The organism is Stenotrophomonas sp. WED208, assembly GCF_040984485.1.
Taxonomy (GTDB): Bacteria; Pseudomonadota; Gammaproteobacteria; order Xanthomonadales; family Xanthomonadaceae; genus Stenotrophomonas; species Stenotrophomonas riyadhensis.
Genome location: NZ_JAZARB010000001.1, coordinates 803422 through 817580 on the forward strand (window position 1 = coordinate 803422; position 14159 = coordinate 817580).

At 65.5% G+C, this 14159-nt stretch carries 11 protein-coding genes and 1 riboswitch; of the genes, 9 read left to right on the forward strand and 2 right to left on the reverse strand.

Annotated features, from left to right (window positions below; all coding sequences use genetic code 11):
• Nucleotides 1–184: 184 nt before the first annotated feature.
• Nucleotides 185–286: riboswitch (TPP riboswitch) on the forward strand.
• 82 nt (nucleotides 287–368) lie between these two features.
• The 6 genes from thiC to VPH47_RS03585 all read left to right on the forward strand — a co-directional run bounded on the left by thiC (nucleotide 369) and on the right by VPH47_RS03585 (nucleotide 9854).
• On the forward strand, nucleotides 369–2213 hold the full coding sequence (thiC, locus tag VPH47_RS03560) for a phosphomethylpyrimidine synthase ThiC (RefSeq protein ID WP_368850137.1): 1845 nt from the start codon (nucleotides 369–371) through the stop codon (nucleotides 2211–2213).
• 93 nt (nucleotides 2214–2306) lie between these two features.
• On the forward strand, nucleotides 2307–2978 hold the full coding sequence (locus tag VPH47_RS03565; protein ID WP_110713554.1) for an ion channel: 672 nt from the start codon (nucleotides 2307–2309) through the stop codon (nucleotides 2976–2978).
• A 260-nt stretch (nucleotides 2979–3238) separates the two neighbouring features.
• Nucleotides 3239–5563: a winged helix-turn-helix domain-containing protein gene (locus VPH47_RS03570; RefSeq protein ID WP_368850138.1), complete on the forward strand. Its 2325-nt coding sequence runs from the start codon at nucleotides 3239–3241 to the stop codon at nucleotides 5561–5563.
• Nucleotides 5564–5678: 115 nt separating this feature from the next.
• The gene (locus VPH47_RS03575) at nucleotides 5679–6578 is read left to right on the forward strand and encodes a helix-turn-helix transcriptional regulator (protein WP_110713550.1); all 900 of its coding nucleotides are present in this window, start codon (nucleotides 5679–5681) and stop codon (nucleotides 6576–6578) included.
• 49 nt (nucleotides 6579–6627) lie between these two features.
• Nucleotides 6628–9474: a TonB-dependent receptor plug domain-containing protein gene (locus tag VPH47_RS03580; RefSeq protein ID WP_368850139.1), complete on the forward strand. Its 2847-nt coding sequence runs from the start codon at nucleotides 6628–6630 to the stop codon at nucleotides 9472–9474.
• A 170-nt stretch (nucleotides 9475–9644) separates the two neighbouring features.
• Nucleotides 9645–9854, forward strand: coding sequence for a hypothetical protein (locus VPH47_RS03585; protein WP_010483987.1), 210 nt, complete (start codon nucleotides 9645–9647; stop codon nucleotides 9852–9854).
• Nucleotides 9855–9912: 58 nt separating this feature from the next.
• On the opposite strand, the gene VPH47_RS03590 is transcribed toward VPH47_RS03585, so the two are convergent.
• Together VPH47_RS03590 and ppa are read right to left on the reverse strand one after the other, a co-directional pair.
• Entirely contained in the window at nucleotides 9913–11034 is a 1122-nt protein-coding gene (locus VPH47_RS03590; protein WP_110713547.1) for an HDOD domain-containing protein, read from the reverse strand.
• Nucleotides 11035–11185: 151 nt separating this feature from the next.
• Nucleotides 11186–11722 carry an inorganic diphosphatase gene (gene ppa / locus VPH47_RS03595; protein ID WP_005410935.1) on the reverse strand — a complete coding sequence of 179 codons (537 nt, stop codon included), beginning with the start codon at nucleotides 11720–11722 and terminating at the stop codon, nucleotides 11186–11188.
• 184 nt (nucleotides 11723–11906) lie between these two features.
• Here ppa and VPH47_RS03600 point away from each other — a divergent pair, with 184 nt between their 5' ends.
• The 3 genes from VPH47_RS03600 to VPH47_RS03610 all read left to right on the forward strand — a co-directional run bounded on the left by VPH47_RS03600 (nucleotide 11907) and on the right by VPH47_RS03610 (nucleotide 13990).
• Nucleotides 11907–12380 carry a hypothetical protein gene (locus VPH47_RS03600; protein WP_368850140.1) on the forward strand — a complete coding sequence of 158 codons (474 nt, stop codon included), beginning with the start codon at nucleotides 11907–11909 and terminating at the stop codon, nucleotides 12378–12380.
• A 72-nt stretch (nucleotides 12381–12452) separates the two neighbouring features.
• Nucleotides 12453–12953 (forward strand): RNA polymerase sigma factor, encoded by a 501-nt coding sequence (locus VPH47_RS03605; protein WP_014038389.1) that lies wholly within the window; start codon nucleotides 12453–12455, stop codon nucleotides 12951–12953.
• Nucleotides 12954–13057: 104 nt separating this feature from the next.
• Nucleotides 13058–13990: a FecR domain-containing protein gene (locus VPH47_RS03610; protein ID WP_368850141.1), complete on the forward strand. Its 933-nt coding sequence runs from the start codon at nucleotides 13058–13060 to the stop codon at nucleotides 13988–13990.
• Nucleotides 13991–14159 lie beyond the last annotated feature (169 nt).

Genomic DNA, 14159 nt, shown 5'->3' on the forward strand with positions numbered 1-14159 from the left:
CGACATGCAGCACAGACCGGGCAGGGGCCGCGAAGGCGGCGAGGAAAACACCGGCCGCAGCGGCACGATGCGCGTGCACGTTACTGAACGCGATGTCACGGTTCTGTTAATGCCGATGGAGCAGCGCCACGCCATGCATGGATGAACGGCCATGAGCTGCAGTGCTTTCTATGCTCTAATGCACGCCAAGAAGCGGGGGTACCGCGGCCATGTGGCCACGGTTGAGACAGTCCCTTGGAACCTGATCCGGCTCATACCGGCGTAGGGAAGCTTTGCAATGCAGCCGTGCCCGGACTCCGCCCAAGGACCGTTCGTGCGCGGTCGCAGTGCGCCGCCGCTTCGTCCCTGACCTTCCTGGACGATGCCCGATGAACGCACAGCTCTCCGCCCTGCAGCAACAGGCCCAGCAACTCTCCGAATCCGTGACCCGGCCGATACCCGGTTCGCGCAAGATCCATGTGCCCGGTTCACGCCCGGATCTTCAGGTGCCGATGCGCGAGATCGCGCTGACCCGCACGCCGACGCTGTTCGGCGGCGAAGAGAATGCGCCGGTCACGGTCTACGACACGTCGGGCCCCTACACCGATCCGGACGTGCGTATCGATCTGTCGGCGGGCCTGCCGGCGCTGCGTCGCGGCTGGGTGGAGGAGCGCGGCGATACCGAACAACTCGACGGCCTGAGTTCGTCGTTCGGCCGCGACCGCGAGCATGATCCGAAGCTCGATGCCGTGCGTTTCCCTGCGCGCAGCCTGCCGCGCCGTGCACGTACAGGCGCCAACGTCACCCAGATGCACTACGCGCGCCGCGGCATCATCACGCCGGAAATGGAATTCGTCGCCATCCGTGAGAACCAGCGGCTGGAAGCGATCCGCGATGCCGGCCTGCTGCAGCAGCACCCGGGCGAGGCGTTCGGGGCTTCGATCCAGAAGATCATCACACCGGAGTTCGTGCGTGAGGAGATCGCGCGCGGCCGCGCGGTGCTGCCCAACAACATCAACCATCCGGAAAGCGAGCCGATGATCATCGGCCGCAACTTCCTGACCAAGATCAACGCCAACATCGGCAACAGCGCCGTGTCTTCGGGTATTGCCGAGGAAGTGGAGAAGCTGGTGTGGGCGATCCGCTGGGGCGGTGACACGGTGATGGACCTGTCCACCGGCAAGCACATCCACGAAACCCGCGAGTGGATCATCCGCAATTCGCCGGTGGCGATCGGTACCGTGCCGATCTACCAGGCGCTGGAGAAGGTCGATGGCCGTGCCGAAGCACTCACCTGGGAGATCTTCCGCGACACGCTGATCGAGCAGGCCGAACAGGGCGTGGACTACTTCACCATCCACGCCGGCGTGCTGCTGCGCTATGTGCCGCTCACCGCCAAGCGGGTCACCGGCATCGTCAGCCGCGGTGGCTCGATCATGGCCAAGTGGTGCCTGGCGCACCACAAGGAGAATTTCCTCTACACGCACTTCGAAGAGATCTGCGAGATCATGAAGGCCTACGACGTGACCTTCTCGCTGGGTGACGGCCTGCGCCCGGGCTGCATCGCCGATGCCAACGACGCGGCGCAGTTCGGTGAGCTGGAAACGCTGGGTGAACTGACGAAGATCGCCTGGAAACACGATGTGCAGACCATGATCGAAGGCCCTGGCCACGTGCCGATGCAGCTGATCAAGGAAAACATGGCCAAGCAGTTGCGCGAGTGCGGCGAAGCGCCGTTCTATACGCTGGGGCCGCTGACCACCGACATCGCACCGGGCTACGACCACATCACCAGTGCAATCGGTGCGGCGATGATCGGTTGGTTCGGTACGGCCATGCTCTGCTATGTGACGCCGAAGGAGCACCTCGGCCTGCCCAACCGCCAGGACGTGCGCGACGGCATCATGGCCTACCGCATCGCTGCGCATGCGGCCGACCTGGCCAAGGGCCACCCGGGTGCGCAGGTCCGCGACAACGCGCTGAGCAAGGCGCGCTTCGAGTTCCGCTGGGAAGACCAGTTCCACCTTGGCCTGGATCCGGAGAAGGCCAAGGAGTTCCATGACGAGACCTTGCCGAAGGATGCGCACAAGCTGGCGCACTTCTGTTCGATGTGCGGCCCGCATTTCTGTTCGATGAAGATCACCCAGGACGTGCGCGACTACGCCGAGGCCGGCATGAAGGAGAAGTCGGAGGAGTTCCGCGCTGCGGGGGCCGAGGTCTACCACCAGGGATGATGCGGAAACGGGGGTGCCGGCCAGCGGCCGGCACTACCGCTCATCACGCCGCGCCCGGCTATGCTCCGCCCATTGCCCAGGGGAAAGGACGCCATGCCCGTTGCCATGACCACCCGTTGGCTGGCCATCGCCCGCCGCCATCCTTCGGCCTGGCTGCTCGCGGCCCAGTTGATCGCGGTGCTGCTGTATCCCGCACTCGATGACACCGCTGGCGGCCGTGCGGCGCTGGGCATGTTCGGCATGGCGGTGCTCGGCCTGGCGCTGTGGGTGGTCCAGCGCAGTCCGCTGGGTACGTGGCTGGCGCTGCTGCTGGCCATCCCCTCGGTGGTGTTCTCGCTGGCCGGCGCGCTGTTGGACCGCACCGGCCTGCTCACCACGGCGCAGCTGCTGGAGAGCCTGCTGTATTTCTATACGGCGGGGGCGTTGATCGCCTACATGCTGCAGGACCATAAGGTCACCCGCGACGAATTGTTCGCTGCGGGCGCGACCTTCACATTGCTGGCCTGGGCGTTCGCATTTGCGTTCGCCGTGTGCCAGCAGTGGTATCCGGGCAGTTTCCACGGCACCGGCGGTGGCGATCAGCGCAGCTGGATGGAGCTGCTTTATCTGAGCTTCAGCTTGCTGTCCGGGGTGGGATTGAGCGACGTTGTACCACTGCATCCGCAGGCGCGTGCACTGGTCATGCTGGAGCAATTTTCCGGCGTGATGTACGTAGCTTTGGTGGTTTCGCGACTGGTCGGACTGACCATGTTGAGGCGCATGTGAAAATGAACGCCAGATAAAAATTTCGCGCCCCGAAGGGCGCGAATGGTGCTGCAGATTATGTGAATTCGTCGGCGAGAGAGAGCCTGGATGTCGACCACGCGATAGGCGAGGTAACCCGCATAGGCTAGTATTCGCCCGCTTCATTGTTTTTGCGGTATGCGCCGATGCTTTGTGCGGAGTCTGGCTTTTTGCTGTTCCCAGGACGGGAGGGTATCGAAGGCAAACGCTGCCCCGGACCTGTCTCTACTGTGTAGCGGAAAATGAACAGCAGTGAAAACCAGCCCCCCGGATTCGATCGGATCCGGATAGGAGAGTGCACTGTCACTCTGTCCTCGCGCGAAGTCGAGGTCGTCGGTGCGCGTCGCCCGCGTCGGCTGACGCCGAAGGCGCTGGGCGTGCTGCGTGTACTGCTGCGCCAGCCGGGGCGTGTTGTCACCCGCGACGAACTGTTCGCGGAAGTCTGGCCGGACACGCTGCCGACCAATGATGTGTTGACCCAGGCCGTCACCCAGCTGCGCAAGGCGTTCAGCAACGACGATGACAACGGCCAGGCCTACATCGAGACCATCGCCAAGACCGGCTATCGCCTGCTGGTACCGGTACAGGTGCTGGACGATGTCGAGTCGACACCGACAGGATCGTCCGACGACCACGCTGTGGATGTGCAACCCGCGCTGGCCGTCGGAGTGGCACCCGCAGTGCCTGGGCAGCCCTCACGCCACCGTTGGCGCCATGTTCGCCGGCGTGCGCTGCTGGCAGTGGGCGTGCTGCTCCTCGCTACCGTGGTGGTGCTGGCCGCGCTGTTGCTGCGCCGGGCACCGGCTGGCAGCTCGCCCGTGGATGCGGCCGTTGAGAACGGCACGCGTGTGATCGGCAGTCCGCAGCGTCCCTATCGACTGATCACTGCGACCAGCGGTTTCGAAACCTATCCCACGCTCTCGCCCGATGGTTCGCTGGTGGCCTATGAAGGTGCCAACGAGGATGGGTTGGGGGGCGGTGCCATCAAGGTGCAGACTTCCGGCAATGCGCCGGCGCGGCAATTGCTGGCTCCGCCAGCGGGTTCGGTTGATCGCTTCCCGAGCTGGTCGCCGGATGGACGCGAGATTGCTTTTGCACGCTTCGGTGACAATGGCAGCTGCCAGGTGCTGATTGCCAGCGCGACCGGCGGCGCACTGCGCCAGGCCACGCGTTGCGATGGCACCGAACTGCTCAGTTTCGACTGGACGCCGGATGGTCGCGGCCTGGTGTTCGGCAGCATGGTGGGCCGCTATGCCCATCGCGGGATCCGGACGCTTGATCTGGCCAGCGGCCAATGGCAGGCACTGGACTACGCTGTCGATGCGGATGACTTCGACTATGCGCCCCGCTACTCGCCCGATGGCAACTGGCTGGTGTTCGTACGCAACCCACAGCTGGGCGACCTGTGGCGCATGCCGGCCACGGGGGGAACGCCCGAGCAGTTGACCAACGAGGCGGCGGAGTTGCGCGGTTGGGCCTGGCTGCATGATGGCCGCACGATCGTGTTCGGGCGGCGTGTCGACAGTGAAGTGCGTCTCTACTACCTGGATGTTGAAAGCCGCACGCTGCGCGACGCAGGGCTGGACGACGCGCAATGGCCGGCGACATCGCGTCGCGGTGGCATGTTGGCGTTCGTCCACCGGCGCGCGCAGTTCGGCATCTTCAAGGTACCGGTGGAGGGCCACTCGCCGCCCGTCCGCCTGTTCGCTTCCAGTGGCCGCGATGGTCAACCCATGGCGGCGCCGGATGGGCGGCAACTGGTGTTCACGTCTGATCGTTCAGGCAGCTTCGCGCTGTGGTGGGCGGACATGGATCGTCCCGACTCGCTGCGACCGATCGAGGGATTGCGGCCGGAGGCGCGCCAGGCCCCGGACTGGTCAGCCGACAGCCGGCGATTGCTGGTGGTGGGGCGCGACGAGCATGGGCGCACGGTGGTCTACGAGATCGCGCCGCGTGATGAACGCCTGCAGCCACTGCCCGTGCCTTCGGAGCAGCCCCTGCAGGCGCTGTACGGAGCAACGCCCGACCAGTTGCTGGTGGTCGAACGCGATGACCAGCAACAGACCCGGCTGAGCCTGTTCGATCGCAGCGTTCAGCCGTGGCGTCGGCTGGCCAGCATCGATGGCGTGTCGCAGGCCCGGTTCGACCGCAGCAGCGGACGGGTCCTGTTCACGCGGTTGGCGGCCGGAGGACTGTGGTCGGTGGACGCAGGGTTGGCCGCGGACAGCGTGCAGCAGATCAGTGATGATCGACCCAGCCGTTGGCGGTACCGGGCCTGGACCGTGGCCGGCAACAGCGCGATTGGTTACCTCGGCACGTCCACCACCTGTGGCACCACGCTGGTGCGGATCCAGGCCGGGCGCGAGGAGCCGGAACGCTGCCTGGACGCGGAACGGCTCAGCGCTGGCAATGGGCTGAGCGCCAGCGCCGATGGGCGCTCGCTGTTTGTCGCGATGGCGGTCAGCGACGGTGCCGACATTGGTGTGATGCGCTTGCCCGAACGCTCGCCAGCGCTGCTGCCGGCATTCTCCAAGTTGTTGTTGTTCAAAGGAAATGGGCCTTCGTAAGTTTTTCGTCTGGACCTCGTCGCGAATTCGTGGCGATCTCGTCTGACTTTCCTGACGCGGTGCCGCCTGATTTGGCAAAACGGAGTCCTGTACTAGGCAAATCCGTGGTGCCCCCATGCGTCAACTCTCGCTGGCCGATCGCGGCCAATCCGTCTCTCTGGACCGGTCGCTCGATGATGCTGCGCCGACTTGCCTGGGCGTGGCCCGGCTGGGCAGCCTGCAGACCGCCGGCAGCAGCTTCACTGTCTGGATGCAGGTGCGTGGAAGCTCCTGGGTGGAAGCCAAGGAAGGACGCTTCCGCTTGCGCCAGGGCGAGTGGATCGCCTTCGAGAAGGAATCGCGGCCGCTGGTGCAGGCCGGCCGAAACGGGCTGTGCGTCGGCCTGAACCTGAACGCCGAAGCGCTGCGCGTGCTGGCCGAGATGGCCGACTGTGGCCTGTATGCAGGTCGTGGCCGCATGAACCGTGGCGATGCCCGCGTTGCGTTGCGCCTGTGGCGCGACGCGCTGGCCAGCGGGCAGCCGGCACAGGCCCTGCGGCCGTTGCTGTTGCACCTGGCAGGCCTGCAGCGTGGGCTGGCCGACAACGTACAGCGTTGCCCGGGCCGTTCGCGCAGCCGCAAGCGCCAGGTGTTCGGCCGCATGCAGCGTGCCCGCCTGTACCTGGAAGGCAACAGCCACCGCGTGGTGCGCATCGGTGAACTGGCCGAGCTGACCAATTTCTCCAGCTGGTATCTCTCCAAGACCTTCCAGAGCCTCTACGAAGAAAGCCCGCAGTCGCTCTCCGCACGCCTGCGCCTTGAGCGCGCCGCCGACCTGCTGCGTGACACCGACATGATGGTCGGCGAGGTCGCTGCGGCCAGTGGTTTCGACAACTGCTGCAGCTTCGCGCGTGCGTTCCGTGCCCGCTACGGCCAGTCGGCCTCGCGCTTCAGGGAGAACGGCGGCTTGCTGCCGCCACAATCTGCAAAGTCTCCGGTTGGTTCGCGCAAATACAGCGCTGCAACGCAATCGTAACGTGCTGGGGTGTTTTAACACGCTGCTAACACGTACCTTGGAGAGATTGATGAACGTTCGTAATCCCGCAGTGCGGTTCGGCTTGCTGCCGGCCGGCATCGCGCTGGCGCTGGCGCCGGCCTTTGCTTCGGCTCAGGAAGCAAAGGGCACCACCGACCTGGACCGCATTTCGGTCACCGGCTCGCGTATCCGTGGCGCCAACATGGAAACGCAGCAGCCGATCCTGACGATGACCCGTGAATCCCTGGAAAAGCAGGGCTTCTCGAGCGTCGCCGACGTGCTGGGCAACCTGACCTCGGCTGGCTCCCCGGCCATCTCCCGTTCCGAATCGCTGGCCTCCGGCGAGAACGTGGGCGGCTACTACGTCGACATCCGCAACCTGGGCGCTTCGCGCACCCTGGTGCTGATGAACGGCAAGCGCCTGGGCGCGACCACGTCGGGCCTGCAGGACCTGAGCCAGATCCCGATGTCGGCTGTGGAGCGCATTGAAGTCCTGAAGGACGGTGCGTCTTCGATCTACGGTTCGGACGCGATTGCTGCCGTGGTCAACGTGATCACCCGCAAGAACTTCGACGGTGGCGAAGCCAACGTGTACGTCGGCCAGTACAGCGATGGCGACGGTGACAACCAGCAGTACTCGATGACCCTGGGCGCGCGCGGCGAGCGCGGCAGCCTGACCCTGTCGGCCGAGTACTCGAAGATGGACCCGGTGTGGGCCAAGGACCGTTGGTACAGCCGTGATGGCGCCAAGGGCCCGAACTCGGTCGCCGCCGACGGCAGCCCGATCAGCCAGTTCGGCAGCTGGTGCAACCCGACCCAGGTCGATTGCTCCGACTCCAAGACCGCCGTGTGGAAGACCCTGAACCCGGGTGGCGATCCGAAGAACCCGAATGACTACCACGTCATGACCCCGGCGGAGTATGCAAACTCCAACGAGCAGATGACCCTGCTGACCGGTGTCAAGCGCAAGTCGCTGTACATCAACGGTACCTACGACTTCACCGATTCGATCAGCCTGAACACCGACGTGCTCTACAACGAGCGCCAGACGTTCCAGCAGATCGCAGGCTATCCGTTCCAGTCCAGCGCCTGGGAACAGCCGTTGTCCGGTGACAGCGCGTTCAACCCGGTCGGCCAGGACGTGAATGTCCGCCGTCGTCTGTGGGAAGTGCCGCGCACCACCGACAGCCAGATGAAGACCCTGCGCTTCGCGCCGACCATCAGCGGCTTCTTCGAGCTGGGCGGCAAGACCTTCGACTGGGATGTCGGCGCACTGTGGAACCGCAACGAGACCATCAAGCGCAACCGTGGTGACATGAGCCTGATCAGCGCCGAACAGGCGATGGGCACCTCGTTCATCGATGCCGGTGGTGTTGCCCGTTGCGGCACTGCGGCCAAGCCGATCCTGGGCGATTGCCGCCCGTGGAATCCGCTGCTGCCGTACGGTGTCAATGGCCCGGGCTCGCTGGCGAACCAGGAGCTGCAGGACTTCCTGTTCCCGACCTACACCACCCGTGGTGAGACCAAGACCACCAGCTTCAACGCCAACCTGGCCGGTTCGATCGTGACCCTGCCGGCCGGCGACCTGGGCTTTGCCCTGGGTGTCGAGCACCGCAAGGAAGAAGGCAACTACGTGCCGGACGCCTTCGCGCAGTCGGGCATGTCCACCGGCCTGGGCCAGAAGCCGACCAAGGGTCAGTACGACCTGAACGAAGTCTTCCTGGAACTGAACGTGCCGATCCTGGCGGACAAGCCGTTCGCCAAGGAACTGACCCTGAACGTTGCCAGCCGTTATTCGGACTACAGCAACTTCGGTGGCACCACCAACAGCAAGTTCGGCCTGACCTGGCGTCCGCTGGATGAACTGCTGGTCCGCGGCACCTACGCCCAGGGCTTCCGCGCTCCGACCATCAACGATCTGTACGGTGGCCTGAGCTCGAGCTTCGAGCGTTACATCGATCCGTGCGCCGTGGGTGCCCCGGGCAGTGTTGCTGGCAACGCGGCCTGCCTGGCCGGCGGCGCTCCGGCCAACTACGTGCAGCTGGGCCAGGGCAACGTGCCGTGCGCCACCCTGCCGTGCCAGTCGGGCGACCAGTTCGTCTCCGGTGCCAACCCGAACCTGAAGCCGGAAACCTCCAAGAGCACCACCTTCGGTGTGGTGTGGAGCCCGCGCTGGGTGCAGGGCCTGGACCTGTCGCTGGATTGGTACAAGTACGAAATCAGCGACATGATCATCGCTGACAGCGTCGACCGCATCCTGCGTGACTGCTACGTGCTGGGTAACTCCGCCCGTTGCGGCAGCGTGACCCGTGCGGCCGATGGCCACATCAGCGGCATCACCTACGGCACTGCCAACCTCGGCAAGATGAAGACCGAAGGTTACGACATCGGCGTCAAGTACCGCCTGCCGGAACTGGCCATCGGCCAGTTCAACATCGACTGGCAGACCAGCTACACCGCCAAGTACGATGAGCAGGCACAGAACAGCGCCGGCGACAACATCATGATGGGTCGCGTCGGTGAGTCCGGCGACACCACCGTGTTCCGTGTCCGTTCGAACCTGGGCATCAACTGGCAGTACGGCGATTTCGGTGTGAACTACACCGCGCGCTACTACTCGGGCCTGCGTGAGTCGTGCATCTCGATCGGCTGCACCGATCCGGATCGTTACGCTTATGGCGAAAAGGCGCCGGTGCGTCGTACCGGTTCCAACACCTTCCACGACCTGCAGGTCAGCTGGAAGGCGCCGTGGGATGCCACGATCGCCCTGGGTGCCAACAACGTGTTCGCGCACAAGGGTCCGCTGATGTACTCGGCCCCGAACTCGAGCTTCGCCTACTACGGCGGCTTCGACGTCGGTCGCTTCCTGTACATGAAGTACACCCAGCGCTTCTGATCGTTCGAAGTGCGATAGCAGTACCGGGAGGGCGGACCGCAAGGTCCGCCCTCTTTTTTTGTAGGGAAATTCCGAAACATGTTGGAAGGTGAGTGGAGTCTCATTCCTGTCGTGTCGTATTCGACACAGTTGACGGGTCCACTCACGGACGCCTGCACATGGAGAGAGAGATGAAGAGCACGCTGTTGCACAAGCTGTCTGCCGCTGCACTGATCTATGCGACGCTGGTCGGTGCAGTGTTTGCCCAGACCGGGGGCGTCTGTGGGGGCGGGCTGTACTGCGAGGAGCTGCGTCAGGAATGCCTGGCCGCAGGCAAGTCGAAGGTTCTGTGCGATCTGCAGTATCGTCACTGCGTGCAGGACGCCTGCGGCGCGCGCTGATGCAAAAAAGGGCGCGCCGTCAGGCGCGCCCCTTGAGTCTTCCTGGCATGCAGGGGGCTCAGGCGTCGCTGGGTACCAGTCCCATCAACGCATTGGCATGCTCCCGCCACTGCGGCAGCCTGTTGAGTACACCCGCGCGTTGCAGGTAGTCCTCATCCACCGGATCGCCGTTGACCAGCGCCAGCGCCACATGCACCGCACCGGTCACCCAGAAGCTGCGCGTATTGGCGCGTTGCGGCTGCAGGTGGAACGCCACCGCTTCGATGATCGGCATCGGCAGGCCCCACAGGCCGAGAAGATAAGCGCCGGCTTCCGCGTGGCCCGGGCGCGTGTCACCGGCCAGCGTCGGCTCGCTGCGTTCGTTGCGTACGCCGGGCAGCAGCAGGCCGATGTCGGCCAGCAGTGCGGCGGTTGCGCCCAGTTCGGCACTGGATTCGGGCAGCAGGCGCGCGGCCAGGCGCGAAGCGAGCAGGGCGCGCTGCTGCAGCGAATTGCGTTCGGCGGTGGACAGCGTGGGTGCGGAAAACACCTCGCTGGCCAGCACCAGGTCGCGCAGCGTCGACAGGCCCAGGCGGGTCACTGCCGTGCGCAGGTCAGCGATGGTGCGTCCCTGGCTGAAGAACGCCGAGTTCGACAGCTGCAGCACCTTGGCGGCAATGGCCGGATCGGCCGCCACCAGCTTGGCCACGTCGGCGCTGTCGGCGTCGTCGTCATGCTCCAGCGCCTGGGTCAGGCTCAGGTACAGGTGCGGCGGCGAAGGCAGTTTCTCGATACGGCCGATGGCATCGCGCAGGCGTGGGCTGTCCAGTACTTCGCGCAGCTCTTCCAGGCTGGTCAGTGCCTCCAGCAGCACTTCCGGTGCCAGTGGCAACGGCAGGAAACGGTGAGCGACACCGATCAGGCGTGCCGGCGGCGGCCGGTTGCCATGCTGGGCATCCACCAGCGCAATGCGGATGGTTTCCGGGCGCAAGGTCCGGATCTGGCCCAGCAGCGTGGTGGCATTGAGGTCCGGCAGCTGCGGGCAGACGATCACCGCATCCACACCCTGCGTAGCCACCGCGGTCATCGCGGTCTGGCCATCAGTGGCGGTCAGCGGCTGCCAGTCTTCCCCAAGATCGGCAATGAATTCGGTCAGCTCGGCCGGCAGGCTGGCTGCATCCCCAACAAGCAGAATACGCACGACACATTCCCCTGGCTGTCTCGACGATGGATGTCGATGACGTGTGAAGTGACGCAATTTACCTAATACGGCGGCACGTGTGATGTGCCGTCGTCGTGAAACGTGACCCGCATCGCTCCGGCAGGGCCTGCCGGAGCAATCCGGTTCAGGCTCAGGCCTTGCTGTCGAGATGGCGCTGGTGCGCCTCGATCAGGATCTGCTTGGCCTCAGCGGCGCCGCCCCAACCGTCCAGCTTGACCCACTTGCCCTTCTCCAGGTCCTTGTAGTGCTCGAAGAAGTGGCCGATGCGCTCCAGCCAGTGGCTGGACACCTGGGCGATGTCTTCGACGTGGGCATAGCCACTGAAGATCTTCGAGACCGGCACGGCCAGGATCTTCTCGTCGCTGCCTGCCTCATCGCTCATCTTCAGCACGCCGACCGGACGGCAGCGCACGACCGAGCCCGGCACCAGCGGCAGCGGCAGCACCACCAGCACGTCGGCCGGATCGCCGTCGCCGCACAGGGTGCTCGGCACGTAGCCGTAGTTGCAGGGGTAGCGCATCGGGGTGGACAGGATGCGGTCGACGAAGATCGCGCCGGTTTCCTTGTCCACTTCGTACTTCACCGGCTCCGAGTCCTTCGGGATCTCGATGATGACGTTGATTTCTTCCGGCGGGTTCTTGCCGGGCGAGACGAGTTCCAGACCCATGGTTGTGCTCCAGGTGGGGGATATAGACGGATAGCCCCCCATTTTATGCCTTTGCCGGGCGCTGTGCAGGGGCGGGTGCCGACAGTACGGCACGGCGGCCGCCCACACGTGCTGGTGGGGTTGCCCGATGGGGACGTCGGGGCGCCGGGTGCAGGCTGGAACCCTCATCCCAAGGAGCTCCCGCATGAAAGCATCTGCCCTGCCGATCGGCCTGACCTGCGCGCTGCTGATGGCGCCGCCGGTACAGGCATTCCCCTATGTCGACCTGATCGACTACCCGCACCAGGAGGCCAACTGGGACCGCTTTTTTGCTCTGGAAGGCCGTTTGCAGCATGGCTTCGACGCGATCTGTGGCGACACCTTCTGCGAGGGCGAATACAGCGACATCCGGGCGCTGCGCCTGCGCTGTTCGGTGGATGCGGTGCGGGGAACCATCCATGAGTGCCTGTGGGCATTCGCCGCCAGCGATCTGGAGGTGTCCCGCAACGATGGCGCGATCGTGGCCCGGCAACCGACCTGGCTGTGCCGCCTGCCGCTGGTGGCGGGAACCCCGGTGGAGGCCTTCCATGCCGCGCTGGTCGCGCGCAATCCCCTGCATGACCCGCTGCCGGGGACCTCGCAGAGCGTCTATGACGGACTGACCGGGTGCATCCATTGATGCGAACGTGACTGATTCTCATTAACGGAGTAGCATGCGCGGCGCCTTCCGTCTGTCGTCCCGGTTCCGCGCATGTCCTCCAATGCCGCCTCCCTCACCGAACTGCTGATCCGCGAGCGGCCCGCGCTGCTGCGCCGGGTGCAACGCATCCTGGGGGGCGACAACGGCGCCGAAGACGTGATCCAGGCGGTGTGGTTCAAGGCGCGCGGGGTCGACGACAGCCAGGCCATCGACAACCCGCGCGCCTATCTGTACCGGCTGGCCGCCAACCTGGCCACCGACCATGGCCGCGAATCGACCCGGCGCAACCGTCTGCTGGCCGACCACTACCTGTGGGGGCCGGACGAGGTGATCTCGACCGAGGAGCAGGCGATGGCACAGGACGAGCTGCAGCGGGTGCTCGACGCGGCGGGACACCTGCCGGAGCCGACCCGCACCATCTTCCGGCTCAACCGCCTGCAGGGCCTGACCCAGGCCGAGATCGCACGCCGTCTGGGTGTGTCGGTGACTACCGTCGAGAACCATGTGCGCACCGCGCTGCAACGCCTGGCCTGGGCGCGCAGCGGCCGATGAACGCCCCGGCTTGGGGCTGGCCCTCGCTGAAACGTCTTGATCACTGGACCGTGGATGCGGTCTAGTTCCTCCGCCCGCGCTTGAATGCGCCTGTCCGCCAGCCGATGAGCCCGCCGAACACGCTGCCCGCCGCCAATGACGATGCCCTGGCCGAACAGGCCCGGAGCTGGATCGCGTGGCTGGCCTCGGGTGACATCGGCGAGGGGCGCATGCACGAGTTCGAGCACTGGCTGGAACAACCGGGGCACCGCCGCGCCTTCGAGCACGAGCGCGCGCTGTGGCGCAGCGTGGGACCACGCCCGCAGGCCCAGCCCGTCGAACGCCGGCGCCCGCATCGAATGCGCTGGGCAATGGCCGCTGCAGCTGCGTTGGCGATGCTGGTGGCATGGCCGGAGGCCTGGTTGCGGCTGCAGGCCGACCATCGCAGTACGCATGTCGTACAGAACGTGCAACTGCCCGATGGCAGTCGCGCCGTGCTGGATGCGGACAGTGCGATTGCCGTGCGTTTCGATGCACATGCGCGCGAGATCGAGCTGCTGCGCGGGCGGGCCTGGTTCGAGGTCAGCCCGGATGCGCAGCGACGTTTCAGCGTGCGCGCTGGCAATGGCCTGGTCGAAGACATCTCCACTGCCTTCAGCGTGGCACGCAGCGATGGCCGGGTGGAAACCCAGGTCGGGCAGGGCAGGGTGCGTGTGGCCAGCCCGGTCGACGGTGGCTGGACCTATCTGCAGGTGGGACAGCGTGCGGTCTATGGCGAGCGCAGTGGCGTGACGCGTCTGCAGGATGTGGTGGCCGACAGTGTCGGCGCGTGGCGGCAGGGCGAACTGCTGCTGGAGCAGGCCAGCGTCGCCGACGCCGTGCAGTGGGTCGGGCGCTATCGCGCTGGCCCGACCTTCGTGCGTGGCGATCTGTCGCAGCTGCCGGCTGTCAGTGCGGCGTTGCGTATTGATCGCCCGGAGCAGGCGCTGGATGCGTTGGCGGCAACAGCAGGTCTTCGGGTTACTCGTCTGCCATTCGGCGTCGCCATCGTGCAGTAGATCCACGCCATGCGTGGATGACCGTCCCTGTGCCGCCCAGCGGTCGGCACCTGCTGCGGCCGCAAATCGCTCTTGGGGTTGCCACGCTGTCATCCGTCTTACTCCGCGAACGTACCCGCCGCCGCCAGTACGTCGCCGTGTCCGCCCGTGTTGCGGATGTCGCCGCGCC

Excerpts from the sequence above, each read along its gene's own strand:
- ppa (WP_005410935.1), bottom strand. The coding sequence starts at position 11,722 with ATGGGTCTGGAACTCGTCTCGCCCGGCAAGAACCCGCCGGAAGAAATC.
- VPH47_RS03570 (WP_368850138.1), top strand. The coding sequence starts at position 3,239 with ATGAACAGCAGTGAAAACCAGCCCCCCGGATTCGATCGGATCCGGATA.
- VPH47_RS03585 (WP_010483987.1), top strand. The coding sequence starts at position 9,645 with ATGAAGAGCACGCTGTTGCACAAGCTGTCTGCCGCTGCACTGATCTAT.
- VPH47_RS03600 (WP_368850140.1), top strand. The coding sequence starts at position 11,907 with ATGAAAGCATCTGCCCTGCCGATCGGCCTGACCTGCGCGCTGCTGATG.
- VPH47_RS03610 (WP_368850141.1), top strand. The coding sequence starts at position 13,058 with ATGAGCCCGCCGAACACGCTGCCCGCCGCCAATGACGATGCCCTGGCC.
- VPH47_RS03565 (WP_110713554.1), top strand. The coding sequence starts at position 2,307 with ATGCCCGTTGCCATGACCACCCGTTGGCTGGCCATCGCCCGCCGCCAT.
- VPH47_RS03575 (WP_110713550.1), top strand. The coding sequence starts at position 5,679 with ATGCGTCAACTCTCGCTGGCCGATCGCGGCCAATCCGTCTCTCTGGAC.
- thiC (WP_368850137.1), top strand. The coding sequence starts at position 369 with ATGAACGCACAGCTCTCCGCCCTGCAGCAACAGGCCCAGCAACTCTCC.
- VPH47_RS03605 (WP_014038389.1), top strand. The coding sequence starts at position 12,453 with ATGTCCTCCAATGCCGCCTCCCTCACCGAACTGCTGATCCGCGAGCGG.
- VPH47_RS03580 (WP_368850139.1), top strand. The coding sequence starts at position 6,628 with ATGAACGTTCGTAATCCCGCAGTGCGGTTCGGCTTGCTGCCGGCCGGC.